Source organism: Pseudomonas sp. P105 (assembly GCF_032614175.1).
GTDB lineage: Bacteria > Pseudomonadota > Gammaproteobacteria > Pseudomonadales > Pseudomonadaceae > Aquipseudomonas > Aquipseudomonas rhizophila.
In genome coordinates this window covers 4,072,617-4,099,439 of record NZ_CP126693.1, presented here as the reverse complement: position 1 = coordinate 4,099,439, position 26,823 = coordinate 4,072,617, and the positions used below count along the sequence as shown (strand labels likewise).

The following is a 26,823-nucleotide window of genomic DNA, read 5'->3' as shown; positions in this document are numbered from 1 at the left end:
GAGTTGCGCAAAAGTGTTGTCTGGATGCTCCCATTTATCGCACAGCTGCGCCAGCCGATAATCCCGCTCATTGTTCTTCTCAGAGGTTCTGATCATGCAAGCGTCTTCACTCAACGCCGCCGCCCCGGCGGCTGCCTCCAAACCACGAGCGCTTTTGCGCTGGCTGTTGCTGCCCCTGGTGATCCTGGCTGGCATGGGCCTGTCGGTAGAGGCCGGTCTGCTGGGGCCGCTGGGGGTTCAAGTGGGGCATCTCTGGGCAACCCTGAGCATATTCGGCGTCGGTTCGGCGATTCTGTTTCTGCTGTTGCTGCTCAGTGGTCCGCAACAAGGCCCCGCCTTGAATGAGTTGCCGCGCTGGCAATTGATCGGCGGTTTCCTGGGGCCGATCTACGTGGTGGTGCTGACGCTTGCCACGCCCCACATCGGCATTGCCATGACCATGGTCGCAATCCTTTCCGGGCAAGTGGGCAAAAGCGTGCTGATCGACCATTTCGGCTGGTTCGGTGCAACCCGCAAGCGGGTCAACGGCGAGCGCTGGCTCGCCTTGGCGCTGATCGTCATAGCCCTTGTCCTGATTGCCCGAGGTTGAATATGAATCTGTTTTTGCTATTGCTGCTGGTCGTTGTTGCCGGTGCGGTGTTGAGCGTGCAGGCGGCCATCAACGGTCGTCTGGGCCAGACGGTCGGTGTGCTGCGCAGCAGTTTGCTGACATTCGTGGTGGGCACGGTGGTCACCGGGTTACTGATCGTGTTTTTTGAACCCGCTCACGCCGTCAGCCTGCTGGACGTGCCGAAATGGCAACTTGGCGGTGCCTTGTTTGGTGTGGTGTACATGATGGTCATGGTCGGCGCGGTGCCAAGGGTCGGCACCGCCGTGGCGACCGTGGCGGTGATCCTCGGGCAGTTGGCCATGGGCATGCTGATCGACAATTTCGGCTGGTTGGGCAACCCCGCTATTGAGTTGTCCGGGAGTCGGGTCCTGGCAATGGCCTGCCTGGCACTGGCGCTGGTATTCATGTATCGCAGCAGTGCACGGCAGGCCTGAGAACCTCAGTCGGGCTCGACTTCCAGTCGCAGACTGCCATCGTCCAGACGCTTGGCAAGCCGGACAATACCGCCAATGTGCCGGCCTTCGGTGCTGAAGACCACGATCTGGGCTTTTTCCAGATCATCCGGCAGCGGTGGCTGAACGTGCAGGGCGAACCACACCGGTTCACCGTCATCCAGGCGTTGGACATCGTAGCGGCAATCGATGCTTTGGGTCTGGCGACCAAACAGCGTGTCGAGGCCATACTTAAGGTCGGTGCTGTCGTCGGCAGCAGGGGCGAGGGACATCGGCGGTCTCCTGGGATGAATGCTCGACTGGTCTTCTAGTGATTCCTCTGGTGGGGGAAAATTCAATGGGTTCGCGCCGGCACTGAACCGGCGGCGTTGCTGCTAGAATCGCCCACCTTGACTTACGAGAGGTATGCCCATGAGCGAGCCGATTCGCCTGACCCAGTACAGCCACGGCGCCGGTTGCGGCTGCAAGATTTCGCCACAGGTGCTGGAAGTGATCCTGGCCGGCAGCGGTGCGCAGAACCTTGACCCCAAGTTGTGGGTTGGCAATGCCTCCCGGGACGACGCCGCGGTTTATGCCATCGACGAAGAGCGCGGGGTGGTCTCTACCACCGATTTCTTCATGCCGATTGTCGACGATCCTTTTGATTTCGGTCGCATCGCCGCCACCAATGCCATCAGCGACATCTACGCCATGGGCGGTGATCCGTTGATGGCGATTGCGATTCTCGGCTGGCCGGTCAATGTACTGGCCCCGGAAATCGCTCGCGAAGTGATTCGCGGCGGTCGTTCGGTATGTGACGAAGCAGGCATTCCCCTGGCGGGCGGCCATTCGATCGACGCGCCCGAGCCGATTTTCGGCCTGGCGGTCACGGGCCTGGTGCAAAAGCGTCATATGAAGCGCAACGACACCGCCACCGCCGGTTGCCGCCTGTACCTGACCAAGCCCTTGGGCATCGGCATCCTCACCACCGCGGAAAAGAAAGGCAAGCTGCGCGCCGCCGATGTTGGCCTGGCCCGCGACTGGATGTGCACCCTCAACAAGCCGGGCAGCCGCTTCGGCAAGCTCGACGGCGTGGCGGCGATGACCGACGTCACCGGTTTCGGCCTGCTCGGGCATTTGGTGGAAATGGCCGATGGCAGCCAGTTGACGGCGCGTATCCGCTACGACGCGGTGCCGCGTCTGCCGGGCGTCGAGTATTACCTCGACCAAGGCTGCGTGCCGGGCGGTACGTTGCGCAACTACGACAGCTACGCCAGCAAGGTTGGGCGCGTGCAGGAACTGCACAAGCGAGTGCTGTGCGACCCGCAGACCAGCGGCGGACTGCTGATCGCCGTCACGCCCGAGGGCAACGAAGCGTTTCTGGCGGTCGCCGCTGAACTGGGGTTTGCACTGGAGTCGATCGGTGAACTGGTCGAGCGACAGACCTACGCGGTCGAGGTGTCTTGATGACCCATGACATCACCGATTACCGCGACATTTTTCTCAATGACCGACCGATGATGGACACCCGTGCCCCCGTCGAATTTCTCAAGGGCGCATTCCCCGGCGTGGTCAATCTGCCGTTGATGACCGACATCGAACGGCAACGGGTCGGTACTTGCTACAAGCAGCAGGGCCAACAGGCGGCCATTGTCCTGGGGCATCAATTGGTGTCCGGCGACACCAAGGCGCAACGCATCCAGGCCTGGGCCGAGTTCGCAACGGCCCATCCTGATGGTGTGTTGTATTGCTTCAGGGGAGGCTTGCGCTCACAGATCGTCCAGCAGTGGCTCAAGGACGAGGCGGGCATCGACTATCCCAGGGTCGGCGGCGGCTACAAGGCCATGCGTACATTCCTGCTCGACACCGTCGAGCAGGCGGTTGCTCAATGCGACTTGGTGTTGCTGGGCGGCATGACCGGCACCGGCAAGACAGAAGTGCTGACTCAACTGGGCAACAGCCTGGATCTGGAAGGTTACGCCAACCATCGCGGTTCGAGCTTCGGCAAGCGCGCCACCGGGCAGCCTTCCAATATCGATTTCGAGAACCTGCTGGCCGTGGATGTGCTGAAAAAACGTGCCGCTGGTATCGAACAGTTCGTGCTGGAAGATGAAAGCCGCATGGTCGGCAGTTGCGCCTTGCCGCTGTCTTTGTACCAGCGCATGCAACAGGTTCCGATGGTCTGGCTTGAGGACAGCCTGGAGCGGCGGGTCGAGCGGATCCTGCGCGATTACGTCATCAACCTGTGCGGCGAATTTGTCGCAGTCCATGGCGATGAAGGGTTCTCGCTGTTTTGCGAACGATTGCTGGGAAGTCTCAATAACATCCATAAACGCCTGGGTGGCGACCGCCATCGACGTTTGCTCCAAATCATGGAAGCGGCCCTGGCCGAGCAGGCGACCAGCGGCGCCGTCGACTTGCATCGCGGCTGGATCGAAGGCCTGTTGCGTGAGTATTACGACCCGATGTACGTGTTCCAGCGCGAGAAGAAGGGCGGGCGGATCGAATTCGCCGGTGAGCAGGTGGCGGTGCTGGAGTATCTGCGTGAGCGAGCGGCCCGCAAAGGGTGATCGCTACCCACCGCCAATCCCCTGTGGGAGCGAGCCTGCTCGCGATAACGGTGGGGACCAGTGGCGGTGATTGAGGAGGTATTGTCGAAAGTAATGTCCGCAGCCTATGTCGGACAAGTTTCCTGCCCGTTGTCCAGGCCTTGCTTGTAGTTCTGGCTGGTGAGACTGGCCTTGCCGTTGTGCCAGGTCAGGGTCAGCACGTACAGCGAATCGAAATCCCCCGATTCCCAATCATCGGTAATCGTCTGCTTCTTGCCCATCGCGTCGCTGGCGACCTGGTTGATCAGCTCCGGCAGGTAGCCGTGCGACCAAGCGGTGTAGATGGTCGAGTTGTGGTACTTGTCGTGCAGCAGTTCGTCAGCCAGGTCACTGGTGTCATTGGCTGAATACTCGATGTTCACCGGCAGCCCGAGCTTGATGGCACTGGGGCTTATGGTCATCAGTGGGCGGATGTAGCTGTAGGAATTGTCCAGCTCGCCCTCTTCGACGTTGCGGGTAGGGTTGGCCGCGAACACATAGTCGGCCTTGCCGAATTTCTCCGGTAGCAGGGTGGCCAGGTCGATGGCGCGATTCAGCCCCTGGCAATTGAGCTGGCCCAGGCCGCCGGCGGGTTTCTCGGCGTGGCGCAGGAACACCAGGGTCTGGATACCGTCGGCCGGTTGGGCGCGACTGACGCTCGACTCCAGCAACAGCGCCAGGCCACAAGCGACAAGCAGCGTAGGCAACATCAGCCACGGTCGGCGCTTGAAGCGTTTGGCGAAATTCAGTGGGTTCATCATTGAATAATATTCTTCGGCTCTCGCAAATCAGGCTGACAAACCCGGGCACCAGGAAGTTTTTGGCTTCCGGTGTTTTCCTTGTCGTGACGCCGCTTCGATTTCTCGGGGCATTGCTCAGAGTCTTCTGGCGCCCTTTGGTTCGATACCGACCGATTCCGTGCACTGTAAGGCCTCCTGCCAGGAGGTAGGGCGAATGTTAGCGACAGGATGTTGCGAATTTAAGAATGGAGCGTGCGAGTTTCGTGACGCGTTCATTTGGGTTTCGTATTTAAAGAATCGCCTTACGCCTGCCGTCTCCTCCTCTGACTTATTTTCCCTGCCGTCCTCGGCAAAGTCTCGCGTCCGTCCCCGCACCGCGAGATTTCCGCATGTTTGCCCCCGACAAACTCCTGGCTTTGAACAACGTCATCGGCTCGCTGGTGATTGCGGCCATGGACCCCGAGCAGCCGGACATCGAAGCGGTGCTGGCGGACTTCCGCACTTGCCTGAACGACTACGACCTCTGGGCTGAAAGTTTCTGGACCGGCTGGGCGCTGGATATCGAGCAGGTGTTCAAGGTCGGCAACGAAGTGTCCCTGGCGGCCCCGAAGGACCTTGATCAACCTGTCAGCGCCACGGTGGTTGCTTGTCCGGCGGAGGGGCCGCTGACGCTGGTGCACATGTTCCAGGCGGCGCGCTTCGTGCCGATTGGCGACACACCGGTGATGCTGGAACCGGTCACCGGGGGCGAGCCGGGGAAGGAAATCTTCGGCGAACCGGTTCATCACGTGATCGGCCCCAGCGGCATTCTGGAAGTCCCCGACTGCTGGCGGGGCCAGCGTTATCGCATCACCTTTTTTCCCCATGTGACGGCCGAGCATGTCAAGGCGCTGTACGCGTCCTACCGTGACGTGATTGCTCAACTGGAAGGTTGGCTGCAAGCGGAGTGGGATGAATTTCAACCGCTGTGGTTGGAGTTTTCCGACAGCGGATTTCTCGAGCGCTACAGCGCATTGCAGCAAGCTGATTGGCGCGGGTTCACAAACGCCCTGCATCAGTTGTGGGACGACGTCAAACAGGTCTTCGAACTGCTGGCGGACCTGCAGGCTAACAGCGAGAAGTTGTTGGAGTACCTGACTCAAACCGAGCTTGAGCAGCTACTGAAGGCGTCCTCCGAGGCAATCGCCAAAGGGTTGATGGTGTTGGGCGACGAGCCGTTGCTCTTCGTGCATATGGCGGCCTTCGCCAGTTGGCTACGGATGTTGCCGCCCCAGCACGTCGCTGAAGTCGTGGGCGAGATGCGCGCCTCGGTGCTGATCAACTTCCTGCTGATGCGTTTGACCGGGGGGCTGGGCCTGGGTCTGCGCATGAGCGGTAAGGTGCTGGGCCGGGTCCGCTCGGAGCGGGCTCGGGAGTGGTTGCTGGCATCGAGCCTGAGATTGGGCCAACTCACCCCCGACCGGCTCGATCAACATGCCGATGTGCTCAAACCATTGGTGGTCAGTCAGCGTGCGCCTTTAAAACCGACCCCTGTCGGACCTTTGCACATTACCCCTGAGAATTCTGCGCCAGTGTCCGTGAGCAATCCGGCCGCCGTGGCGCGGGAAAAATCCCAGGGTTCTACGCGCCTGAGCCAGTTCGAAGCCCACGACGACGCCCCCAGCCAATCGAAAAACCCCAACGGTGACAGTGCCGACACCGCGGCCCTGACCCAGACCAGCGGCTGCCCGGTGTCGATGGTCACCGGCGAGGAGCTGCTGACCCTGGACGACGGCACCCTCGATGGCCGACTGCCGTTTGTCTTCACCCGCTTGTACCGCACCAGCGCGGTGGACCTGGACATCGGCCTGGGCCGCGGCTGGAGCCATGCCCTGGCGCATCGCCTGTTGCTTGAGGGCGAGCAGGTCATCTGGATCGACCAGGAAAACCGCCGTACGACGTTTCCGCTGCCCACCGAGCAACGCCCGGCGATCCACAACAGCCTGGCCCGCGCGGCGATTTACCTCGGAGTGGAACCGGACGAACTGATCATCGCCCAGCCGGGCGAAGACGCGCCTTTCCTACACTTTCGCGACGGCCATCTGACCGCCCTCAGCGACCGCTACGCCAACCGCCTGACGATCAAGCGCAACATCCACGGCGACATCAGTCACCTGGACAACGGCGCCGGACGCGCCCTGCGCTTGCGTTATGAGCAACGTCATCTGGTCGCCATCGACTACCAGAGCTTTCACCCGGCGCTGACCCTGGACGACGCCTGGCGCACCGAACAGACCCTGGTGGCTTACCGCTACGACGCCCGCTGGCGACTGATCGAAGCCACCAACGCCGCCGGCGAAAGCGAACGCTACGACTACGACGACCAGCACGTCATCCTGCAGCGGCAACTGGCCGGCGGTGCGAGTTTCTTCTGGGAGTGGCAAGGGGCAGGCCGCGCAGCCCGCTGCGTGCGGCACTGGGCCTCGTTTGCGCAGATGGACAGCCGCTACACCTGGGGCGAGGACGGGCAGGTCACGGTCCAGCACCTGGATGGCAGTCAGGAAGTGTACGTCCACGACGAGCGGGCACGGCTGGTGCGCAAGGTCGAGCCCGATGGCGGCGAGCACCTCAAGGCCTATGACCCCCAGGGCCGGCTGATCGCCGAACAGGACCCGCTGGGCGCCGTCACCGAATACCGCTACGACGAAGCCGGACGGCTGGTGGCGCTGATTCCGCCGGACGAGGAACCGACGTCCTACGAATACCGCCACGGTTTCCTGCACACCCGCTCACGCGGCAAGGCCGTGTGGCAATACCGGCGCAACGCCCAGGGCGATGTGATCGAGGCCATCGATCCGCACGGCCAGAGCACCGGCTATGACTACGACGCCCAGGGGCAGTTGCTGGCGATCCGTTACCCCGACGGTAGCGAGCATCGGTTTACCCGCAATCAGCTGGGCCAACTGACTGAAGAAACCCTGCCCGACACGGGGCACCGGTGTTTTTCCTACGACGCCCTGGGGCGTTTGCTGACCCGCCAGGACGAACACGGCGCCCTCACGCACTACCAGTGGGACGCGGTGGGCCGCCTGCTCGAAACCACCTTGCCAGGTGGTACGACCCGCGCCTGGCGCTACAACGCCTACGGCAAGGTCACCGCCGAGCGCGATGAGCTGGGGCGGACCACCCGCTATGAATACGCCGACGACCTGCACCTGATCAGCCGTCGCCTCAACCCCGACGGCAGCGAACTGAAGTATCGCTACGACTCGGCGCGGCTGTTGCTGACTGAAATCGAAAACGAATCCGGCGAAAAATATCAGCTGGACTACACGCCTAACGGATTGATCCGACAGCAGATCGGCTTTGACGGCCAACGCACCGCCTACGCCTACGACCTCAATGGCCACCTGCTGGAGAAAACCGAGCACGGCGCGGACGGCGCCCAATGGGTCACCCGCTACCAGCGCGACGGGGCCGGGCGGCTGCTGGTCAAGACCTTGCCCGACGGCCAGGCCATCGAATACCGCTACGACGGGCTGGGCCGGCTGGTCCACGTCAACGACGGCACCGATCACCCGCTGGCCTTCGAATACGACGCCCAGGACCGGCTGATCAGCGAACACCAGGGCTGGGGCACCTTGCGTTATCGCTACGACGCCTGCGGACGCCTCAACCACCTGCGTCTGCCGGACAACAGCCAGCTCGATTACCACCACGCCCGGGGCGGCGCGCTGACGGCCATCGACCTGAACGGCTCACGCCTCACCGAACACCAGCTCAGTGGCGGGCGCGAACGCCAGCGCCGCCAAGGCCTGCTGCTCAGCCAGTACGACTACGACGAACAGGGCCGGCTCAAGGCCCAGACGGTGTGGCAGAACCAGCAGCAACTGTTCTGGCGCGATTATGCCTACAGCGCCAATGGCAACCTGCAGTCCATTTCCGACAAGCGCAACCGCCGCCATTACCAATACGACCCGCTGGATCGCCTGATCGGCATCGACTATTCCCACAGCGAGCCGCCGGAACACTTCGCCCACGACCCGGCCGGCAACCTGCTGATGCAGGACCGCCCCGGCCCGACGACCCTCAAGGGCAACCGCCTGCTGATGGAGGGCGACCGCCACTACGACTACGACGCCTTCGGCAACCTGATCCGCGAACGCCGGGGCAAGGCCCAGTGCCTCGTCAGCGAATACCGCTACGACAGCCAACACCGACTGATCGGCGTCACCACGGCGCACGGGCGCGAAACGTCCTACCGATACGACGCCTTCGGCCGACGCTTCAGCAAGACCGTGGACGGCCTGACCACGGAATTTTTCTGGCAGGGCGACCAGGTCGTCGCCGAAAGCAGCCCGCGCCACCACCGCAGCTACGTCTACGAACCGGGCACCTTCCGCCCACTGGCCCTGCTCGACGGCAAAGGCCCGAACGCCTGCCCGTTCTACTACCACCTCGACCACCTGGGCACACCCCAGGAACTGACCAACTACGGCGGCACCATCGTCTGGTCAGCACGCTACAGCGGCTACGGCAAAACCACCGAACTGGTCCACGGCGGCGGCGAACAACTTGAACAACCGTTGCGTTTCCAGGGCCAATACTTCGACCCCGAAAGCGGCCTGCACTACAACCGGCACCGCTACTACAATCCGGAAACCGGCCGCTACCTGACGCCTGACCCGAGCAAACTGGCGGGCGGCCTCAACGGGTATCGCTACACCCTGAACCCGACGGGGTGGGTGGATCCGTTGGGGTTGGTGGATTGTCCGGGGAAGGGTGGGTGCCGGTCGGCGGTTGGGGTCGAAAGTCCGGCGGTTAAAACGACTGCTAGTCAAGCAGAACCCAAACTACCTGCCCCTAAAAGAGAAGATGATTTTCTGTATCGCGGTGATGAGCGAAATCCAGAAGATGTTTTTGAGAATGGGTTTAAAAGTAAAGGTAAAAGTAAGGATCTATTTTTGCACGCTATGGATAGTGATTGGCCTCCTAGTTATTTTATTAGTACCTCCTATTCGAGGGAGGTGGGGAAGAGGTTTGCCACTAATGACTTCACGCAAATAGGTTATTTGTATACGCTTCAGAAAATCCCTGGGCATGATCTAAAAAAGGAGTTGGGTGCCGCATATTTGTTTGAAGGCGAAAAGGAAATTGCTATTCCGGATCGTATAAAAAATGAAGATGTGCTCGGTGCAACGTTAATACTTGATAATGGTAAGGAGTTTGGGTACTCCATACTTAATCCCAATAGGAAGGTGAGAAATGATTTCTGAGGTGAAAGTTTGCGTGTCCGTGGGGGGAAATAAGGAGACTGCTTATCTTGTGTGTGACTCCGAAAAAGTCGCAATAACCTTCCGCAGGAAAGGAGAGGTTGATAAAGTTTATATGGGTAGCAATTTTTACAAATGTTTCGCGAGTCTTCGGCAGGATAATCTGGATGTGACTTTTTTCTGCAAAGGGTCTAAGAGAAATGTTCATCCATCCGGTATGTCAGCGCAGATGTCGCTTGGGCTAAAGGCCTATGAGCTGAACATGGGGGTTGTCCCATCTCTCGATGATATAGTTTACATATTTGAATATGATGATCGGGATTTAACTAATGATCCGGCTGAGCAAGAGCGTTTTTATAAAGGCTGGATTGAGTCTCGTATGGGGTAGTTTGCATTTTTTGATGCCGAGAGGAGTGGGGTTGTACACGGCAGGCGATTTGCCAAAGTGCTCTACCTCGGATCAGATTTACCTGATGCGATAGCAATCATTCTGAACTATGCTCCGCTTTTTTCTTCCCCCTCTGGAGTCCGCTCCCATGCCCAACCTAACCCCATTCCCCATCACCCAAAAATGGCCCGCCCAGTTCCCGGAGTGGATCCAGCTCTACTCCCTGCCGACCCCCAACGGCGTGAAAGTCTCGATCATGCTGGAAGAAATCGGCCTGCCCTACGAACCCCACAAAGTGGACTTCGGCAGCAATGACCAGCTGTCCCCGGAGTTCCTCTCCTTGAACCCCAACAACAAGATCCCGGCGATTCTCGACCCTCATGGGCCGGGAGATCAGCCGTTGGCGTTGTTCGAGTCGGGGGCGATTCTGATTTATCTGGCGGACAAGAGCGGGCAGTTGCTGGCCCAGGAGTCGGCGGCGCGCTACGAGACGATTCAATGGCTGATGTTCCAGATGGGCGGGATCGGGCCGATGTTCGGGCAGTTGGGTTTCTTCAACAAGTTTGCGGGCAAGGACTATGAAGACAAGCGACCTCGTGATCGTTACGTCGAGGAAAGCAAGCGCCTACTCAAGGTGCTTGATGGTCGTCTTGAAGGCCGGGACTGGATCATGGGCGAGCGCTACACCATCGCCGATATCGCCACGTTTCCCTGGGTGCGCAACTTGATCGGTTTTTATGAAGCGGGGGATCTGGTGGGTATCCAGAATTTCCCGAATGTAACGCGGGTGTTGGAGCGTTTCCTGGCGCGGCCGGCAGTGGCACGCGGGTTGAAAATTCCGGAATGAGTGGATTGATGACGAGCTGTTTCAATTTCAAGCAATTGGACGTGTTCAGCGAAGTACCGCTCAAGGGGAATCCGCTGGCGGTGGTGCTCGGGGCGGACGAGATCAGTGACGAGCGCATGGCCGCTTTTGCCAACTGGACCAACCTCAGCGAAACCACTTTCCTGCTGGCGCCGCAGCATCCGGAGGCGGATTACCGGGTGCGCATTTTCACCACCTCGACTGAACTGCCGTTTGCCGGTCATCCGACTTTGGGCAGCTGTCATGCCTGGCTGGAGGCCGGAGGCGTGCCGAAAGGGCCGCAGATCGTGCAGGAATGTGGCGTTGGCCTGGTAAGAATTCGCCGCAGCGATTTCGGGTTGGCTTTTCAGGCGCCGCCCTTGCTCAAGTCCGGCCCGCTGGAGGCTCAAGTGCTGGAGCGGGTGCGCAAGGGACTGGGGTTGCAGACCGAGGCGATTGTCGAGGCGCAGTGGGTTGATAATGGTGCCGGCTGGCTGGCATTGATGCTCAAGAATCGCCAGCAAGTGTTGGCACTCAAGCCCGATTACCAGCAGTTGCGGGATCTGGCCGTGGGCGTCATCGCGCCGTGGGAACCGGCCGTGGATGGGGATGAGGCGCAATTTGAAGTGCGCGGTTTCATTGCCGGTGACGGCATGCCGGAGGATCCTGCCACCGGCAGCCTGAACGCCGGGCTGGCCCAGTGGATGCTGGCCAAGGGGCTGGCACCGTCGTGCTATGTGGTCAGCCAGGGCTTGACCATGGGGCGAGCGGGGCGGATTCATGTTGATCAGGTGGGCGAGGACGTCTGGATTGGTGGTGCGGTGGTGACCTGCGTCAATGGCTCACTGACCTTGTAAGCCGATTATTGCCCGGCCGGTAAAACTCTGTTTTCCGGTCGGCGTTTGTGCCCCGGCGGGTGAGGGCATAAGCTTTGTCCCCTGCGATCGAGCACCCATTTTTCAGGAGTCCCATGTCCAGTCAGTTCCCCGAAGCACGTCCACGCCGTCTGCGTCGCAATGCGAGCCTGCGCAGTCTGTTCCAGGAAACCGAGTTCACCCTGAACGACCTGGTGCTGCCGATTTTCGTCGAAGAAGAAATCGATGACTTTGTACCGATCAAGAGTATGCCGGGCGTGGCGCGCATTCCTGAATCGAAACTGGCCGGTGAGATCGAGCGGTATGCTCGTGCCGGTATCAAGTCAGTGATGACCTTTGGCGTGTCCCATCACCTGGATAGCGATGGCAGCGACACCTGGAACGAGCGCGGCCTGGTGTCGCGCATGGCCGGGATCTGCAAGGACGCGGTGCCGGAAATGATCGTGATGTCTGACACCTGTTTTTGTGAGTACACCGATCACGGCCATTGCGGGGTGCTTCACGGGCATGAAGTGGACAATGACCGGACCTTGCTCAACCTGGGTAAACAGGCCGTGGCGGCGGCCCGTGCCGGGGCCGATGTGATCGCGCCGTCCGCCGCCATGGACGGGCAGGTCCAGGCCATTCGCAAAGCCCTGGACGAAGCCGGTTTCAGCCAGACGGCAATCATGGCGTATTCAACCAAGTTCGCCTCTGCGCTCTACGGTCCGTTCCGCGAGGCGGGCGGCAGTGCCTTGAAAGGCGACCGCAAAAGCTACCAGATGAACCCGATGAACCGCCGCGAAGCACTGCGCGAATCCTTGCTCGATGAGCAGGAAGGGGCCGATGCACTGATGGTCAAACCTGCCGGCGCGTACCTGGATATCATCCGCGATATTCGCCAGGCTTCGAACCTGCCCCTGTCGGCCTATCAGGTCAGCGGCGAGTACGCGATGATCAAATTCGCCGCCCAGGCCGGCGCCATCGACGAAGCCCGCGTAGTGCGAGAAAGTCTCGGCGCGATAAAACGAGCAGGGGCGGACCTGATCTTCACCTATTTTGCGATGGATCTGGCGCTGAGCGGGATCTGATCGACGCTGGATTTCCTGTGGGAGCCTGCTCGCGATAGTGGGGGGCCAGCTGGTATCAATGTCGGATGTGCCGCCGTCATCGCGAGCAGGCTCGCTCCCACATGGGACTTGTGGCGTGGACTGAAACTGTGAGCATCCGCGGTCAACCCTGTGGGAGCGAGCTTGCTCGCGATAGTGGTAGGCCAGCTTGCATCAATGTCGGATGTGCCGCCGTCATCGCGGGCAAGCCTTGCTCCCACACTGATGGTGTTAGGCCACCCATCCTCTCACGTCAGCTTTTTGCTGCTGTCGAGCCTTCTTTGCTCTCAAGACCCCTTTTGGCTCTGATGAACAGAACATAGCCTGTACCGGCTTTTGATCGTATGGTTGCTGCGCAATAACAGACTTGATGGAGCAACATGCAACTCAATCGATTGATGATCAGCCTCACCGCGTTGTTGACCCTGGCCGGTTGCGGCAGCCGTCAGGCCCAGGAACCTGAACGCCAGCCTGCCGAGGTCAAGGCGCAGATTGTGCGGTTGTTGCCGGCCAAGACTGTGGATCGCGAGGGCTGGGCGACGGATATCTACGTGGCTTTTGCCGCTCAGCAAATCTCACCCACGACGCAGAATATCTGTTCCGTCCTGGCGGTGACCGAACAGGAATCGACGTTCCAGGCTGATCCGGCGGTACCGGGGTTGGGCAAGATCGCCCGGCAGGAAATCGATCGTCGCGCGGCAAAGATGCACATTCCGGGTCTGTTGATCAGCGGCGCCCTCCAGGTGCGTTCGCCCAATGGCAAAAGCTACAGTGATCGGCTCAATGCCGCGCGCAGCGAGAAGGAGTTGAGTGCGATTTTCGATGACTTCATTGGCATGGTGCCCTTGGGCAAGACACTGTTCGGCAGCTTCAACCCCGTGCACACCGGCGGGCCGATGCAGGTCAGCATCGCGTTTGCCCAGGCCAATGCCCGGGATTATCCCTATGCGGTGGATGGGTCGATTCGTCGGGAGGTGTTCAGTCGTCGCGGCGGGATGTATTTCGGTATTGCGCATCTGCTGGGGTATCCGGTGAGCTACACCGAACCGCTGTATCGTTTCGCCGATTTCAATGCCGGATGGTACGCCAGCCGCAACGCGGCATTCCAGCATGCAGTGAGTCGTGCCTCAGGCATTCCCCTGGCTCTGGACGGCGATTTGATCTTGCATGGTTCCATCATGCCAGGCAGCACCGAGTTGGCGGTGCGCACCTTGGGCCGGTCGTTGGGGATGCGCAACCCGACCATTCGCGACCAGTTGGAGCAGGGCGACAGCCTGGCGTTCGAGGACAGCAAACTGTACAAGCGGGTCTTCGAATTGGCTGAGAAGGCCGAGGGTAAGCAATTACCTCGGGCGGTGTTACCGGGAATCGTGCTCAAGAGCCCGAAAATCACGCGCAAGCTGACCACGGCGTGGTTCGCCAAGCGAGTGGATGAGCGTTACCGGCGTTGTATGACGCGGGCTGCGGGACGCTAGGCAATCGGTGGGCAATGAAAAAGCCCGGCGGATAAGGCCGGGCTTTCATGGTGATGCGTTAGGTTCCAGAGGTGTTTGAAGCATTGTGGCGAGGGGGCTCCTTCGCCACACATTGAGTTGGGTTTCGTCACGCATTTGGATTGAACAACTCATACACGGTTCTGGGTCAGACGATCGGAACCACCTTCGGCAACGCGGTTCTGTTGCAGACGATCGGAACCACCTTCAGCAACGCGGTTCTGTTGCAGACGATCGGAACCACCTTCAGCAACGCGGTTCTGTTGCAGGCGATCGGAACCACCTTCAGCAACGCGGTTCTGTTGCAGGCGATCGGAACCACCTTCAGCAACGCGGTTCTGTTGCAGGCGATCGGAACCACCTTCAGCGACGCGATTCTGTTGCAGACGATCGGAGCCACCTTCGGCAACGCGGTTCTGTTGCAGACGATCGGAACCACCTTCAGCGACGCGATTCTGTTGCAGACGATCGGAACCACCTTCAGCAACGCGGTTCTGTTGCAGGCGATCGGAACCACCTTCAGCAACGCGGTTCTGGATCAGACGATCAGAGCCACCTTCGGCAACGCGGTTCTGGATCAGGCGATCGGAGCCGCCTTCGGCAACACGTTTTTCGATCAGTCGATCAGAACCACCTTCGGCAACGACCGGGTGGGAGGAGGCGGCGAATGCGTTGGCTGCCAGTACCGAGAAAGCGAGGCTGAGGATGATTTGGCGTTTCATGATGGTGTGCTCCGGGGATGCAGTGGGTTGGTGTGGAGCCATTGTTGTCCGGAGCGACAATCAAGAGAACTTCATTGGCCTGATGGTGAATATCGACGGCGGTGATACCTCGCCGAGCGGTTGGCAAGCAATATTGATGTTGGCTGATCCGCCGACATCGCGAGCAGGCTCGCTTCCATGGAGAGTGCGTGTCGTCTGCCGGGTGGAACACTGGCGGGCCCGCGGGTTCTACCGGCTACCCCCCAAGCGCAGGAGGCAAGTTCATGTATCAGTTATTCGGCTACCGGCAATCCGGCTCTTCGGCTGTGGAGATCGCCCTGTGCCTGTGTGGCGTGCCTTATCGCCGTGTCGATGCCTATTCGACCGAAGACAACGAGGCGGCGAAAGAGCTACAGGCATTGAACCCTCAGAAGCAGGTCCCGACCTTGCAATTGCCGGACGGTTCGGTGCTGACCGAAGCCGCGGCGATTTTGATCCACCTCGGGTTGGTGTTTCCTGAATCGAAGTTGCTGCCGGACGATCCGGCGCAACGTGCTCAAGCCATACGGGGCCTGGTCTATATCGTCGCCAATTGCTACACGCCCATCGGCATCATCGATTTTCCAGAGCGCTGGCTGGTCGACGCGGATGAAGCGACCCGGCAGCAATTGGTGTCGGGCACCCGACAGCGGCTATATCGTAACTGGGCGCTGTTTGCCGACCAGTTTGCGGCCCGCCCTTTTCTCAGCGGTGCCGAGCCGGGAGCGCTGGATATCCTGGCCGCCGTGGTCACGAAGTGGGAAGACACGCGGGAGGCCATGCTGAATGCCCGACCGCCGTTCTACGAGCTACTGGAACGCATCGACCGCCATCCGCGCATTGCGCCGGTGCTGTCGCTGCACTGGCCCTTGTAGGCGCTGTCGAGCGCAGCGAGGCTGTGGTTTTTCCGAGTAGCAAAGAAAGATTAAAACCGAAAGATCGTCCAAACGCGGCCCGAGCCTTCGGCAGCGCCTACGGGTCAGGGGCATCTCATTTTGGTGGCGGCTTGCTCGACGAGGCCGACAAACTGCCGGACATTCTGCTGATGGGCCGTCACCAGCTCATCGATGCTGCTCCCCGCCGGCGTTTGCAGGCTGTTACGGCAGGTCAGGGTATGGGCTTCGTTGCCCAGGTCGCGCAGGCGCCACTGCACGTCCATGCGGGCATATTGGCCGGGGATCGAATCGAAGCGCTGCACATCCACCCGCAGCAGTAGCTTCGCTGCGCCTGGGTTGCTCAGTTGTTCGTCCAGGCTGCTGCGCAGTTCATCGGTCAGACTGGCGCCCCACCATTGCGTTTCCAGGATCGCCAGCCCGCTGTTGCCTTGGCGGATGACCATTTGCGCGCGGTCCACCTGAGGCGGAACGCTCACCTGCTCGAGCTGGATGTCCATGTTCGTGCGTGGCTGGCCGGCAGGTTGAGCCGGGCTCAGGGTGTGGTACTGGATCGGATCGCCGCGGCAGGCAGCAAGCAGCAGCACCAAGGCAACCAGGGGGAGTTTCAGCATCAGCGGCATGGGGCGTGCTCCTGTGGTCATTCGTTCGCCGGCAATGTGAGGTTCTGCGCCGGTGCATCCTTGGGACGGCCGCGAAGCAGTGATTCGGGATGGCGGCTCAGGTAGTCGGACAGCTCGCGCAACGAACGCGACATGCGCCCAAGATCGTCCAGGGTCTGCGTCAGTTGTTCGCGTTGCGGCGAATCTTCGGCCAGGGTCGAGTTGGCCGATTGCAGGGTCTTGCTCACGTCCTGCAGCGTGTTTTGCACGCTTGGCAGGGTCTTGCTGTTGAACTGGGCCAGGCCTTTGCGCAATTCCACCAGGTTGCCGTTCAGGTTGTTGGCAACGCTTTCCAGGGGCAGCTTGTTGATTCGCTCGACCATCGCCTGCAGTTGTTCCTGCAGTTGCTGGAGACTGCCCGGGATGGTCGGTATACGGACCGGGCGGGCGTTGGCGTCGAAAGTGACTTTTTCGGCCTTGGGGTAGAAGTCCAGCGAGATGTACAACTGCCCGGTCAGCAGGTTGCCGCTGCGGGCCTGGGCACGCAGGCCGCGTTCGACGAAACTGCCGATCAGGCGAGCGCCGGCCGCTTCGTCATCCGGGTTGTGATTGAGCGCCTTGAGCAGTTTTTCATGGGCTTTGCCCAGGCGCTGAGGGTAGAACACCACGCCGACATTGACCGGGAAGCTGCGCAGCTTCTCGTCGAAATCCAGATTGATGGCGACGACCCTGCCCACTTCGATGCCCAGGAATTCGACCGGCGCTCCGACCCGCAATCCGCGCAATGCCTGATCGAAGCGTAAAGCCAGGTATTGCGCCTTGCCATCCGGCGGGGCCAGGGCGCTCTGCTGGTCGGCAAACAGCTCGAACGTCTTGTCCTCGCTAGCGGGGCTGTCGTTGGGGCTGTATTCCGGTGCCCGAAACGCGATGCCGCCCACCAGCAGCGCCGAGAGTGACTCGGTCTTGACCGCAAAGCCGTTGGCGCCGACGTTCACGTCCACGCCGCTGACGTTCCAGAACCGGGTGTTTTCGGTGACGTAGACATCGTTGGGCGCATTGACGAATACGTCGATGTTGACCCCTTTGCCATCGGCATCCAGCGCATAGGACACCACTTGGCCCACCGGAATCTTGCGCAGGTACACCGGCGAGCCGATGTCCAGTGAACCGAGGTCCTGAGAATGCAGGGTGAAGCGCTTGCCCGGTTCACCGTAGGTGATCGGTGGCGGGGCTTCCAGGCCGGTAAAGGACTTGGCACGAACCTTCGATTGACCGGCGTCGGCCCCGATGAAATCCCCTGACAGCAGGGTATCGATCCCGGAAATTCCGCCGGCTCCGATGCGCGGCCGTACGACCCAGAACACCGAGTCCTCGTGCGTGAAGGTCTCCGCCGTCTTGGCCAGCTTGACCGTGGCGGTGACGTTCTTCTGGTCGTCGCTCAATTGCACGTCGGTGACCTGGCCGATGACCACGTTGCGATATTTGACCGGTGTCTTGTTGGCGGTCAAGCCCTGGCCGGTCTTGAAGGTGATCGTGATGGTCGGACCTTCCTGCAGCCAGTTGTTGACCACCAGGGACAACCCTACCAGCACCGCGATGATCGGCACTATCCATACCAGCGACACCGTCCAGCGGCGGCTGGTGACATGGGCGCGACCTGGTGCCGGTTGCTGCCCGTCAGTGGCTTGCGACTTCATCCATGGCCTCCTCGGATGGTTGGGTGTCCCAGATCAGGCGTGGGTCGAAGCTCATGGCCGACAGCATGGTGAACAGCACCACGAGACCGAAAAACAGGATGCCCGGTCGCGGTTCGATATCGCTCAGTGCCTGGAATTTCACCAGCGCCGCGACCAGCGCCACCACCAGCACGTCGAGCATCGACCAGTAGCCGATGACTTCCACCAGCCGATACAGTTTCGCCCGCTGGACCTGGGCCCAGGTGCTGCGCCGCTGCACGGTGACCAACAGCAAGGTCAGTACCACGAACTTGATGCCTGGTACCGCGATGCTGGCAATGAAAATGATCAGGGCGATGTCCCAGGCGCCGCCCTGCCAGAATTCGATGACGCCACTGATGATGGTGCTGTCGGCGCCATCCCCGAGCATCTGGGTATTCATCACCGGCAGCAGGTTGGCCGGAATGTAGAACACCAATGCCGCCAGCATGTAGGCCCAGGTACGGGTGAGGGTGTCGGGTTTGCGCCGGTGCAACGGGGCGTCGCAGCGGGGGCAGGTCTCGGGCTCGTCGCTCATGTCACAGGCCAGGCCACAGCTGTGGCACAGGCACAGGTTCAGGTCGCGGGCCAAGGGCGGGGGAGGCAACGGTTCGCGGTTCATAGGTTGTCCCACAAATCGCGCACATCGCGTCCGGCGATGCGGATCATCAGCAGGCTCAGGGCGGCCAGGGCAAACAGGCCGATGCCCGGCAGTACGTCCAGCAGCCCGGCGAGTTTGATCACCGCCACCAGCGCACCCAACAGGCACACCTCCAGCATGCTCCACGGCCGCAGTGCTTCCAGGCTGCGCATGCACAGACTGAACCCCGGCGCCCGTTGATTGGCGTAGGCATAGGCCAGCACCCAGATCAGCAATACCAACTGAAAGACCGGGGCAATGATGATCGCCACCGCGGCCACCAGGGCGATGAAGGTGATGGGGCCCTGGCTCAGGGCCACGATGGAATCCCACAGCGTCGCGCTGTTGCTCAGGCCCTGGAGACGGATGCTCATCACTGGATAGATGTTGGCGAAAGCCCACAACACCGCTGCCGTCACACTCAAGGCCAGGCGCTGTTCAATGGTCAGGCCGTTGTAGCGCTGAATCACCGCGCCACACCGCACGCACGAGGCTTTCTGATGCGCAGCGAGCACCATCGGCTCGTACACCGCATCACAATGTTCGCAAATGATCAGTCGGTCGGTATCGGCCATCGGGATGCTCGGCAGGACAACTCCTTCAATATAGAAGGAGGTTGGGATTGAGCAACCCGCCCGAACGGGTCATTCGCCGCGAATGTATTGCTCCAGTTGTCGGATCAGGTCCGCCTGCTCGGCAATCGCTTCCTTGACCAGGTCACCAATGGACAGCAGACCCACGAGTTTGCCGTCTTCGACCACCGGCAAATGCCGCAAATGTTTTTCGGTCATGATGCTCAGGCAGGTTTCGACATTCTGGTGGGGGTCTATCGTAATCACGGGTGACACCATGATATCGCTCACTTTGGTGCCTACTGAGGAGCGGCCATGCAAGACCATTTTGCGCGCGTAGTCGCGCTCACTGATGATCCCCAGTACTTCGCCGTTCTTCACCACCAGCAGGGCACCGACGTTTTTCTCGGCCATGCGCATCAGGGCCTGCAGCACCATGTCGTCCGGTGAAATGGTGTGCACTTGCTGGTTTTTCTCGTCTTTGATCCGGAGCAACTGCGCGACGGTTTTCATGGGGAAGCCTCAGGTGTTGTTTTTGCAGGTGGTTTAAGAATCGTAGACCCAACGGCGCAGAGCAAGCGGTAAAGCGGCAGTCAGTCGTCCAAAAACGTCATTGTCGGTGAGTTCACCACCGAAGTGAGGCCATGCACTGTTGGGGCGAGGGATTTATCGCCACTGTGGGGGCAAGCCTTGCTCCCACAGATAAATCCCCTCACCACAGGTAGAATCGTCGCTTACGCAAAAAATCGAGGTTGCAGCGGTGGATCTACAGCAGGGCTTCGTCCTGACCCGGCATTGGCGCGATACCCCGGCCGGCACCGAAGTCGAATTCTGGCTGGCGACCGACACCGGCCCCCGGCGCGTGCGCTTGCCGGTGCAGCCGTCGGTGGCATTCGTGCCACAGATTCAGCGCGGTCAGGTCGAAGCCTTGCTGCAAGGGGAGAAGGACGTTGAATTGCGACCCCTGGACCTGCTGGATTTCGAGCATCGACCGGTGCTGGGCCTGTATTGCCGGCAACATGCCCAACTGATGCGCCTGGACACCACCTTGCGCCGTGCCGGCGTGGAGGTGTTCGAAGCTGACATCCGTCCACCGGAACGCTACCTGATGGAGCGTTTCATCACCGCGCCGGTCTGGTTCGGTGGCACAAAGGCCGCTGAGGGCCTGCTGCTGGACGCCCAGATGAAACCGGCGCCCGAGTATCGTCCGCCTTTGCGTCTGGTGTCCCTGGACATCGAAACCACCGCCCAGGGCGATTTGTACTCCATTGCCCTTGAAGGCTGCGGCGAGCGTCAGGTGTATATGCTCGGCCCGCCCAATGGCGACGATACTGCCGTGGATTTCCAGCTCGAATATTGTGAATCGCGCACTTTGCTGCTGAAGAAACTCAACGATTGGTTCGCCCGTTTCGACCCTGACGCGATCATTGGCTGGAACCTGGTGCAGTTCGATTTGCGCGTGCTGCATGAGCACGCCCGGCGCCTGGCCGTGCCGCTACGCCTGGGGCGAGGCGGGGAGGAGATGCAGTGGCGCGAGCATGGCGCGCGCAACAATCACTTTTTCGCCTCGGCGGCAGGCCGGCTGATCATCGACGGCATTGAGTCGCTGCGTTCGGCGACCTGGAGTTTCCCTTCGTTCAGCCTGGAAAATGTCGCCCAGACGTTGTTGGGAGAGGGTAAGTCCATCGACAACCCGTACCAGCGCATGGACGAGATCAATCGCATGTTTGCCGAGGACAAACCGGCCCTGGCCCGTTACAACCTCAAGGACTGTGAGCTGGTGACGCGGATCTTCGCCAAGACCGAGCTGCTCAAGTTCCTGCTGGAGCGGGCCAGTGTCACCGGTCTGCCGGCGGACCGCAGCGGTGGTTCGGTGGCGGCCTTCACACACTTGTACATGCCACTGATGCACCGCCAGGGTTTCGTTGCGCCGAACCTTGGCCAGCGCCCGCCCGAGGCCAGCCCGGGTGGTTTTGTCATGGATTCCCAGCCGGGGCTCTACGAGTCGGTGCTGGTGCTGGACTACAAGAGCCTGTATCCGTCGATCATCCGCACCTTCCTGATCGACCCGGTAGGCCTGATCGAAGGCCTGCGCCACCCGGACGAAAGCCAGTCGGTGCCAGGTTTTCGCGGGGCACGTTTCTCCCGTACGCGGCATTGCCTGCCGGCCATTGTGGCGCGGGTAGCCGAAGGCCGGGAAACCGCCAAGCGGGAACACAATGCACCGCTGTCCCAGGCATTGAAAATCATCATGAACGCCTTCTATGGCGTACTCGGTTCCAGTGGCTGTCGTTTCTTCGATCCGCGGCTGGCGTCCTCCATCACCCTGCGCGGTCACCAGATCATGCAGCGCACCCGGCAGTTGGTCGAAGCCCGGGGGCATGTGGTGATTTACGGTGATACCGACTCCACGTTCGTCTGGTTGCGCCGGGCCCACGGCCAGGAAGAGGCGGCGTCCATCGGCCAGGAACTGGTGGCATACGTCAATCAGTGGTGGCGCGAACACGTGCGTGATGAGTTCGGGCTGGAGAGCGCACTGGAGTTGCAGTTCGAAACCCATTTCAAACGTTTTCTGATGCCCACCATTCGTGGCGCGGAAGAGGGCAGCAAGAAGCGCTATGCCGGGCTGGTCACCCGCGCCGACGGCAGCGACGAGATCGTCTACAAGGGCCTGGAAACCGTGCGCACCGACTGGTCGCCGCTGGCCCGGCAGTTCCAGCAGGAGCTGTATGGGCGGATCTTCCACCGCAAGCCTTACCAGGATTATGTGCGCGATTATGTGCACCAGACCCTGGCCGGAGCGTTCGATGATCGGCTGGTCTACCGCAAGCGCTTGCGCCGGCCTCTGGAAGACTATGAACGCAACGTACCGCCGCATGTGCGCGCCGCGCGGCTGGCTGACGAGTTCAACCAGCGCCAGGGCCGTGCGCGGCAATACCAGAACGGCGGGTGGATCAGCTACGTGATCACTGTCGCCGGCCCTGAGCCGCTGGAAACCCGCAGCGCGCCGATCGATTACGACCATTACGTGACCAAACAGCTGCAACCGGTGGCGGACGCGATTCTGCCGTTTGTGGATGACGATTTCTCGACCCTGGTGGGGGGGCAGATGGGCTTGTTCTGACGGATGCGCCAGTGTTGCGGGCGGGAGGCTTTTGTGGCGAGGGAGCTTGCTTCCGCTGGGTTGCGCAGCAACCGCCAGAAGCGGCCGCTACGCGCCCCAGCGGGAGCAAGCTCCCTCGCCACAAAAGCGCTTTGCTCGTGAGAACTAGACCATCGCCAAGCGCTGCTTGCCTTCGGGCTGCGGGAATATCAAATCCAGCGCCGCCAGATCCTGGGGTGCGAGCTTCAGGTTGGCCGCTTCGGCGTTCAAGCGCACATGTTCGCTCTGAACGGCTTTGGGAATGGCAATGACATTGTCTTGGCGCAACAGCCAGGCCAGGGCGATCTGCGCTGGGGTTGCGCCATGGCGTTCGGCGATCTGCCCCAAGGTGTGGTCCTTGAGCAGTTGCCCGCCCTGGCCGACCGGGCAGTAAGCCATGACTGGCATGCGCTGCTGTTGGCACCAGGGCAGCAGGTCGAATTCGATGCCACGCTCCTGCAGGTTGTACAGCACCTGGTTGGTGGCGCAGGCCGGTGAAGCCAGTTCTTCAAGGTCCGCGACATCAAAATTCGACACGCCCCAGCGGCCGATCTTGCCTTCTTCGCGCAGGCGTTCGAACGCTTCGACGGTTTCTTCCAGCGGGTATTGCCCGCGCCAATGCAGCAGATAGAGATCGATGTAATCGGTGTCCAGTCGGCGCAAACTGCGTTCGCAGGCAAGCGCAATGCCTTTGCGGCTGGCATTGTGGGGATACACCTTGCTCACCAGGAAAACCTGGTCCCGCAGGCCGGTGATCGCTTCCCCAACGACCTCTTCGGCGCCGCCCTCGGCGTACATCTCCGCCGTGTCGATCAGCGTCATGCCCAATTCAATGCCCAGGCGCAGGGCCGCCACTTCCTTCTTGTGAAGGGACGCTTCTTCACCCATGCGCCAGGTGCCCTGGCCAATCACCGGTACGGCCTCGCCAGCCAGTTCCAGAGTCCTCATGTCTACCTCCTGTTTGCAGAACATCAGACGTGTGGCAGCAGGATAGACCAGGTGTTCAAGGTTGATCGTCCCCACCGCCGTGGGAACGATCTTTTCGAAGGGCAGGATTTATTGTGCGGAGAACTTCAACACCATGGTCTGGGTGTAGGTCTGGCCGGGGTCAAGCCGGGTCGACGGGAAGTTCGGCTGGTTTGGCGAGTCGGGGTAGTGTTGGGTTTCCAGAGTGAACGCGCCCCAATGCGGATAGACCTTGCCGTGCTTGCCCTTGACCGTGCCGTCGAGGAAGTTGCTGGTATAGAACTGCACGCCAGGCTCGGTGGTGTAGAGCTCCAAGCGCCGTCCGGACTGTGGGTCGTAGACATCAGCGGCCAGTTTGCTCACGTCACCCTTGGCGTCAAGCGCCCAGTTGAAATCGAAACCGCCCTGTTTGGGTTCGGCGAATTTGAGCTGCGGGTGATCGGCCTTGATATGGGTGCCGATGGCGGTGGGCTTGGTGAAGTCCATCGGCGTACCGGCCACGGGGGCCAACTCACCGGTGGGGATAAGCTTGTCGGTCACCGGGGTGTAATGGGCGGCATGCAGGGTCGCGACCTGTTTGAGTATGTCGCCGTTACCGGCACCGGCGAGGTTGAAATAGCTGTGGTTGGTCAGGTTCAGCACCGTGGGTTTGTCGGTGGTGGCCTGGTACTCGATACGTAATTCGTTCTGTTCATTGAGGCTGTAGGTGACATCTGTTTTCAGTGCGCCTGGGAAACCCATCTCGCCATCCGCCGACAGGTAGGTCAGGGTCACGCCCACCGAGTCCTTGTCGTCATGGGGTTCGGCCTTCCAGACGCGCTTGTCGAAACCTTGCGGTCCGCCGTGCAGGGAGTTGCTCTTGTCGTTCTGCGGCACCTGGTAGCGCTTGCCGTCCAACTCGAATGCGCCGCCAGCCAGGCGATTGCCGAAGCGGCCAATGGTTGCGCCGAAATACACATTGCCGTTCTTCTGGTAACCCTGCACATCGTCGAAGCCCAGCACAACATCGGCGGCCATACCGTTCTTGTCCGGCACGATCAGTGACTGGAGGATCCCGCCGTACGTGATGACAGTAGCCTCCATGCCGTGGCTGTTGCGCAGGACGAATTTTTCCACCGCGGTACCGTCGCTGGTCTTGCCGAACGCTGCGCGTTCATTGCTCAGGCCGGCGGCCTGGGATGCAGAGGTGGCGATCATCAGAGACACTCCGAGAGCCGTGAGCAGATGTCTGGATTCAAGCATGGTGTGACCTTCCTTCCTGTCTTGTTGTTGTTTGGAACGCGGGTCGAGTCCGGTGTTTAGTCGGACAGCGATGAAGGTATATTCGGTTAGTAGTCTTTCTATTTGAAAGACTAGAAGGGATATATAGCCATTAATCGCGATTAATCAATTAAAAAGTCATACTAATTGAGCGGAGCGGATCTTTCCCATCTGTGTGGTTTTCCCTCGTCCATCGCACTTTTACGTTTTTTGCCGCTCTATCCATGGCCAGGAAGCGGCGACCCCCACCGCCTCCCCAAGCCCAGACCGAGACTCGATGGCCGGTGTTTTTCATTTCGTGATGGTGTCGCGACGTCGCTGTTCAGCGCTGTTGGCCGGCGTGTTGATGTTGCTTGGCGGCGGTTGCAGTCATCAGCAGGGGCAAGACATGGTCACGCAGTTCAGCAACACCAGGCCTCAGGAACTGCTGCAGACCAGCGTTGACCGCATGGCCACACTGGCGATGCATGACAACCTGCAAAGCCTCTATCTGCTGATGAACAAGCTTTATCTGCGCAACCCCGAAGAGTTGCGCAAGTCCGGATTTCTCGACGCCCGTGCCGCGGAAAAGCAGGTGCGCCTGGCCATCGAGCAGCAACAGCCGTTACCGACCCTGGGCGGCAAGAAGGACCTGGCTGCCCTGAGCTATGCCATGAGCCCTGAGTTCCTGGGGGATCGGGTGGGGGCGTTCATCTACGCCATTGGCAGCATGCTGGTCACGGCCCATGGCAATCGTCTCGAGTTCTACATGACCGACGCGATCGACCCGCGCTTTGTCAGCAACGCGGCGCGCAACATCGAAAAAGCCACTTGGATACTCAGCCAACGACTGGACAAAGACGGCAAACCGCTGCTGTTTTCCAATGAGATTTCGGAGGAGGGCAGCAATCTCAGCTTTGCCGTGGAGTTTGGAAAAATCGTTGCGCGCCTGGACCTGCTGACCCAAATGCTGGACGAGCGCTACCGGCGGATCGGTCTGAACTATGCCCAGAGCCTGCTCTTTCTTAACTTCCTGCCGGTTCAGTAACGTCAGAGGAAAAGGGAATAAAGATAGATCACATTGGTATAGGTGGTTATAAGAAAAATCGCTATGCTCGCGACCAGATTTTATTTCATGCGGTCGCGCTTAATGGATTTCGGTAATGTCGGTTTAGTCATAGCGGGCTTGGTCGTCGGCTTTATCGTCGGGATGACCGGCGTGGGCGGCGGTTCGCTGATGACCCCCATTCTGTTGTGGTTTGGTATCAACCCTGCAACCGCAGTGGGTACCGATCTGCTGTACGCGGCGATTACCAAGTCCGGCGGTGTATTGGTTCACGCCAAGAACCGCAACATCGATTGGGCCATCACCGGCTGGCTGACCTTGGGCAGTGTGCCGGCGGTAGGATTGACGCTGTGGTTTCTCAGCAGTCTGCACAGTTCGCCCGACGCCATGAACGCGATCATCAAGCAAGCCCTGGGTTTTGTGCTGTTCGCCACCGCCCTGGCGATTCTGTTCAAGAAACGCCTCCTGCAATTTGCCCATGATCGTGCGGGCGGCCACTACAATCCCACCGGCTCGCGGCTCAATGTACTCACCGTCGTCACTGGCCTGATATTGGGCGTCATGGTCGCACTGACCTCCATTGGCGCTGGCGCACTGGGCACTGTCGCACTGTTCATTCTCTATCCATTCCTGGTCACCAAGCGCCTGGTGGGCACTGAAATCGCCCACGCCGTACCGCTGACCCTGGTCGCTGGCCTGGGCCACGCCAGCATGGGCAACATGGACTGGCACATCCTGGGTTACCTGCTGGTCGGCTCGTTGCCGGGCATCTACCTGGGCAGTCACTTGTCGGGCCGCATTTCCGATGAGGTGCTGCGCCCATGCCTGGCAGTGATGCTGGCGATGATCGGGTTCAAGTTGGCGTTCTAACTAACCTGCGCACCAATCAATGTGGGAGCGAGCCTGCTCGCGATGAGGCCGGTACAGCAGAACATCTGC

The 26,823-nt window shown here is 60.5% G+C and carries 24 protein-coding genes; 14 read left to right on the top strand and 10 right to left on the bottom strand.

Going from position 1 to position 26,823, the window contains the following annotated elements; translation table 11 throughout:
• The first annotated feature begins 94 nt into the window (after positions 1-94).
• Both QOM08_RS18295 and QOM08_RS18290 read left to right on the top strand, forming a co-directional pair.
• A complete protein-coding gene (locus tag QOM08_RS18295) occupies positions 95-589 on the top strand; it encodes a DMT family transporter (protein ID WP_139049621.1) in 495 nt (164 codons plus the stop codon).
• A 2-nt stretch (positions 590-591) separates the two neighbouring features.
• Complete coding sequence (locus tag QOM08_RS18290) at positions 592-1,044, top strand: DMT family transporter (protein ID WP_139049622.1); 453 nt, start codon at positions 592-594, stop codon at positions 1,042-1,044.
• 5 nt (positions 1,045-1,049) lie between these two features.
• Here the strand turns inward: QOM08_RS18290 and QOM08_RS18285 are convergent, their stop codons facing one another.
• Positions 1,050-1,334: a hypothetical protein gene (locus tag QOM08_RS18285; protein ID WP_107322294.1), complete on the bottom strand. Its 285-nt coding sequence runs from the start codon at positions 1,332-1,334 to the stop codon at positions 1,050-1,052.
• 139 nt (positions 1,335-1,473) lie between these two features.
• Between QOM08_RS18285 and selD the strand changes: the two genes are divergently transcribed.
• Both selD and mnmH read left to right on the top strand, forming a co-directional pair.
• Positions 1,474-2,508 carry a selenide, water dikinase SelD gene (gene selD / locus QOM08_RS18280; RefSeq protein WP_188251310.1) on the top strand — a complete coding sequence of 345 codons (1,035 nt, stop codon included), beginning with the start codon at positions 1,474-1,476 and terminating at the stop codon, positions 2,506-2,508.
• Complete coding sequence (gene mnmH, locus QOM08_RS18275) at positions 2,508-3,611, top strand: tRNA 2-selenouridine(34) synthase MnmH (RefSeq protein WP_316911951.1); 1,104 nt, start codon at positions 2,508-2,510, stop codon at positions 3,609-3,611. Before selD ends, mnmH begins: the two co-directional genes overlap by 1 nt.
• A gap of 104 nt (positions 3,612-3,715) precedes the next feature.
• On the opposite strand, the gene QOM08_RS18270 is transcribed toward mnmH, so the two are convergent.
• Positions 3,716-4,390, bottom strand: coding sequence for a hypothetical protein (locus tag QOM08_RS18270; protein ID WP_047228439.1), 675 nt, complete (start codon positions 4,388-4,390; stop codon positions 3,716-3,718).
• 368 nt (positions 4,391-4,758) lie between these two features.
• Between QOM08_RS18270 and QOM08_RS18265 the strand changes: the two genes are divergently transcribed.
• The 6 genes from QOM08_RS18265 to QOM08_RS18240 all read left to right on the top strand — a co-directional run bounded on the left by QOM08_RS18265 (position 4,759) and on the right by QOM08_RS18240 (position 14,291).
• Positions 4,759-9,624, top strand: coding sequence for an RHS repeat-associated core domain-containing protein (locus QOM08_RS18265; RefSeq protein WP_316911950.1), 4,866 nt, complete (start codon positions 4,759-4,761; stop codon positions 9,622-9,624).
• Positions 9,614-10,009: a hypothetical protein gene (locus QOM08_RS18260; RefSeq protein ID WP_316911949.1), complete on the top strand. Its 396-nt coding sequence runs from the start codon at positions 9,614-9,616 to the stop codon at positions 10,007-10,009. Before QOM08_RS18265 ends, QOM08_RS18260 begins: the two co-directional genes overlap by 11 nt.
• Positions 10,010-10,157: 148 nt before the next feature.
• Entirely contained in the window at positions 10,158-10,856 is a 699-nt protein-coding gene (locus tag QOM08_RS18255; protein ID WP_076383995.1) for a glutathione binding-like protein, read from the top strand.
• A gap of 8 nt (positions 10,857-10,864) precedes the next feature.
• Positions 10,865-11,710: a PhzF family phenazine biosynthesis protein gene (locus QOM08_RS18250; protein WP_316911948.1), complete on the top strand. Its 846-nt coding sequence runs from the start codon at positions 10,865-10,867 to the stop codon at positions 11,708-11,710.
• A gap of 113 nt (positions 11,711-11,823) precedes the next feature.
• Positions 11,824-12,798: a porphobilinogen synthase gene (gene hemB / locus QOM08_RS18245; RefSeq protein ID WP_047230550.1), complete on the top strand. Its 975-nt coding sequence runs from the start codon at positions 11,824-11,826 to the stop codon at positions 12,796-12,798.
• A 398-nt stretch (positions 12,799-13,196) separates the two neighbouring features.
• Positions 13,197-14,291 carry a DUF1615 domain-containing protein gene (locus QOM08_RS18240; RefSeq protein ID WP_188251024.1) on the top strand — a complete coding sequence of 365 codons (1,095 nt, stop codon included), beginning with the start codon at positions 13,197-13,199 and terminating at the stop codon, positions 14,289-14,291.
• Between the two features lie 149 nt (positions 14,292-14,440).
• Here the strand turns inward: QOM08_RS18240 and QOM08_RS18235 are convergent, their stop codons facing one another.
• Positions 14,441-15,031 (bottom strand): phage infection protein, encoded by a 591-nt coding sequence (locus QOM08_RS18235; protein ID WP_281460019.1) that lies wholly within the window; start codon positions 15,029-15,031, stop codon positions 14,441-14,443.
• Between the two features lie 263 nt (positions 15,032-15,294).
• Between QOM08_RS18235 and QOM08_RS18230 the strand changes: the two genes are divergently transcribed.
• On the top strand, positions 15,295-15,924 hold the full coding sequence (locus QOM08_RS18230) for a glutathione S-transferase family protein (protein WP_316911947.1): 630 nt from the start codon (positions 15,295-15,297) through the stop codon (positions 15,922-15,924).
• Between the two features lie 104 nt (positions 15,925-16,028).
• Here QOM08_RS18230 and QOM08_RS18225 read toward each other — a convergent pair whose 3' ends face one another.
• From QOM08_RS18225 to QOM08_RS18205, 5 genes are all read right to left on the bottom strand, one after another.
• Positions 16,029-16,565, bottom strand: a complete 537-nt coding sequence (locus QOM08_RS18225; protein ID WP_316911946.1) for a PqiC family protein — start codon at positions 16,563-16,565, stop codon at positions 16,029-16,031.
• A gap of 17 nt (positions 16,566-16,582) precedes the next feature.
• Positions 16,583-18,241 (bottom strand): intermembrane transport protein PqiB, encoded by a 1,659-nt coding sequence (locus QOM08_RS18220; protein ID WP_107322626.1) that lies wholly within the window; start codon positions 18,239-18,241, stop codon positions 16,583-16,585.
• Positions 18,222-18,881 carry a paraquat-inducible protein A gene (locus QOM08_RS18215; protein ID WP_047227758.1) on the bottom strand — a complete coding sequence of 220 codons (660 nt, stop codon included), beginning with the start codon at positions 18,879-18,881 and terminating at the stop codon, positions 18,222-18,224. Before QOM08_RS18215 ends, QOM08_RS18220 begins: the two co-directional genes overlap by 20 nt.
• Complete coding sequence (locus QOM08_RS18210; RefSeq protein WP_047227759.1) at positions 18,878-19,474, bottom strand: paraquat-inducible protein A; 597 nt, start codon at positions 19,472-19,474, stop codon at positions 18,878-18,880. Before QOM08_RS18210 ends, QOM08_RS18215 begins: the two co-directional genes overlap by 4 nt.
• 69 nt (positions 19,475-19,543) lie before the next feature.
• Positions 19,544-19,984 carry a CBS domain-containing protein gene (locus QOM08_RS18205; RefSeq protein WP_047227760.1) on the bottom strand — a complete coding sequence of 147 codons (441 nt, stop codon included), beginning with the start codon at positions 19,982-19,984 and terminating at the stop codon, positions 19,544-19,546.
• A gap of 247 nt (positions 19,985-20,231) precedes the next feature.
• Between QOM08_RS18205 and QOM08_RS18200 the strand changes: the two genes are divergently transcribed.
• Positions 20,232-22,595 (top strand): DNA polymerase II, encoded by a 2,364-nt coding sequence (locus tag QOM08_RS18200; protein WP_076384003.1) that lies wholly within the window; start codon positions 20,232-20,234, stop codon positions 22,593-22,595.
• A 144-nt stretch (positions 22,596-22,739) separates the two neighbouring features.
• Here QOM08_RS18200 and QOM08_RS18195 read toward each other — a convergent pair whose 3' ends face one another.
• Both QOM08_RS18195 and QOM08_RS18190 read right to left on the bottom strand, forming a co-directional pair.
• The gene (locus QOM08_RS18195) at positions 22,740-23,561 is read right to left on the bottom strand and encodes an aldo/keto reductase (RefSeq protein ID WP_047227762.1); all 822 of its coding nucleotides are present in this window, start codon (positions 23,559-23,561) and stop codon (positions 22,740-22,742) included.
• A 108-nt stretch (positions 23,562-23,669) separates the two neighbouring features.
• A complete protein-coding gene (locus tag QOM08_RS18190) occupies positions 23,670-24,821 on the bottom strand; it encodes an aldose epimerase family protein (protein ID WP_316911945.1) in 1,152 nt (383 codons plus the stop codon).
• A gap of 295 nt (positions 24,822-25,116) precedes the next feature.
• Between QOM08_RS18190 and QOM08_RS18185 the strand changes: the two genes are divergently transcribed.
• On the top strand, positions 25,117-25,866 hold the full coding sequence (locus QOM08_RS18185; RefSeq protein ID WP_047227764.1) for a hypothetical protein: 750 nt from the start codon (positions 25,117-25,119) through the stop codon (positions 25,864-25,866).
• Between the two features lie 102 nt (positions 25,867-25,968).
• Positions 25,969-26,754 carry a sulfite exporter TauE/SafE family protein gene (locus QOM08_RS18180; RefSeq protein ID WP_047227884.1) on the top strand — a complete coding sequence of 262 codons (786 nt, stop codon included), beginning with the start codon at positions 25,969-25,971 and terminating at the stop codon, positions 26,752-26,754.
• The last annotated feature ends 69 nt before the right edge of the window (positions 26,755-26,823 follow it).

Bases quoted from the DNA above. Each gene is read 5' to 3' on its own strand.
- QOM08_RS18180 (WP_047227884.1), top strand. From the start codon at position 25,969: ATGGATTTCGGTAATGTCGGTTTAGTCATAGCGGGCTTGGTCGTCGGC.
- QOM08_RS18195 (WP_047227762.1), bottom strand. From the start codon at position 23,561: ATGAGGACTCTGGAACTGGCTGGCGAGGCCGTACCGGTGATTGGCCAG.
- QOM08_RS18190 (WP_316911945.1), bottom strand. From the start codon at position 24,821: ATGCTTGAATCCAGACATCTGCTCACGGCTCTCGGAGTGTCTCTGATG.
- QOM08_RS18265 (WP_316911950.1), top strand. From the start codon at position 4,759: ATGTTTGCCCCCGACAAACTCCTGGCTTTGAACAACGTCATCGGCTCG.
- QOM08_RS18270 (WP_047228439.1), bottom strand. From the start codon at position 4,390: ATGATGAACCCACTGAATTTCGCCAAACGCTTCAAGCGCCGACCGTGG.
- mnmH (WP_316911951.1), top strand. From the start codon at position 2,508: ATGACCCATGACATCACCGATTACCGCGACATTTTTCTCAATGACCGA.
- QOM08_RS18230 (WP_316911947.1), top strand. From the start codon at position 15,295: ATGTATCAGTTATTCGGCTACCGGCAATCCGGCTCTTCGGCTGTGGAG.
- QOM08_RS18220 (WP_107322626.1), bottom strand. From the start codon at position 18,241: ATGAAGTCGCAAGCCACTGACGGGCAGCAACCGGCACCAGGTCGCGCC.
- selD (WP_188251310.1), top strand. From the start codon at position 1,474: ATGAGCGAGCCGATTCGCCTGACCCAGTACAGCCACGGCGCCGGTTGC.
- QOM08_RS18210 (WP_047227759.1), bottom strand. From the start codon at position 19,474: ATGGCCGATACCGACCGACTGATCATTTGCGAACATTGTGATGCGGTG.
- QOM08_RS18240 (WP_188251024.1), top strand. From the start codon at position 13,197: ATGCAACTCAATCGATTGATGATCAGCCTCACCGCGTTGTTGACCCTG.
- QOM08_RS18250 (WP_316911948.1), top strand. From the start codon at position 10,865: ATGACGAGCTGTTTCAATTTCAAGCAATTGGACGTGTTCAGCGAAGTA.
- QOM08_RS18295 (WP_139049621.1), top strand. From the start codon at position 95: ATGCAAGCGTCTTCACTCAACGCCGCCGCCCCGGCGGCTGCCTCCAAA.
- QOM08_RS18215 (WP_047227758.1), bottom strand. From the start codon at position 18,881: ATGAACCGCGAACCGTTGCCTCCCCCGCCCTTGGCCCGCGACCTGAAC.
- QOM08_RS18205 (WP_047227760.1), bottom strand. From the start codon at position 19,984: ATGAAAACCGTCGCGCAGTTGCTCCGGATCAAAGACGAGAAAAACCAG.
- QOM08_RS18255 (WP_076383995.1), top strand. From the start codon at position 10,158: ATGCCCAACCTAACCCCATTCCCCATCACCCAAAAATGGCCCGCCCAG.
- hemB (WP_047230550.1), top strand. From the start codon at position 11,824: ATGTCCAGTCAGTTCCCCGAAGCACGTCCACGCCGTCTGCGTCGCAAT.
- QOM08_RS18225 (WP_316911946.1), bottom strand. From the start codon at position 16,565: ATGCCGCTGATGCTGAAACTCCCCCTGGTTGCCTTGGTGCTGCTGCTT.
- QOM08_RS18290 (WP_139049622.1), top strand. From the start codon at position 592: ATGAATCTGTTTTTGCTATTGCTGCTGGTCGTTGTTGCCGGTGCGGTG.
- QOM08_RS18185 (WP_047227764.1), top strand. From the start codon at position 25,117: ATGGCCGGTGTTTTTCATTTCGTGATGGTGTCGCGACGTCGCTGTTCA.
- QOM08_RS18260 (WP_316911949.1), top strand. From the start codon at position 9,614: ATGATTTCTGAGGTGAAAGTTTGCGTGTCCGTGGGGGGAAATAAGGAG.
- QOM08_RS18235 (WP_281460019.1), bottom strand. From the start codon at position 15,031: ATGAAACGCCAAATCATCCTCAGCCTCGCTTTCTCGGTACTGGCAGCC.
- QOM08_RS18285 (WP_107322294.1), bottom strand. From the start codon at position 1,334: ATGTCCCTCGCCCCTGCTGCCGACGACAGCACCGACCTTAAGTATGGC.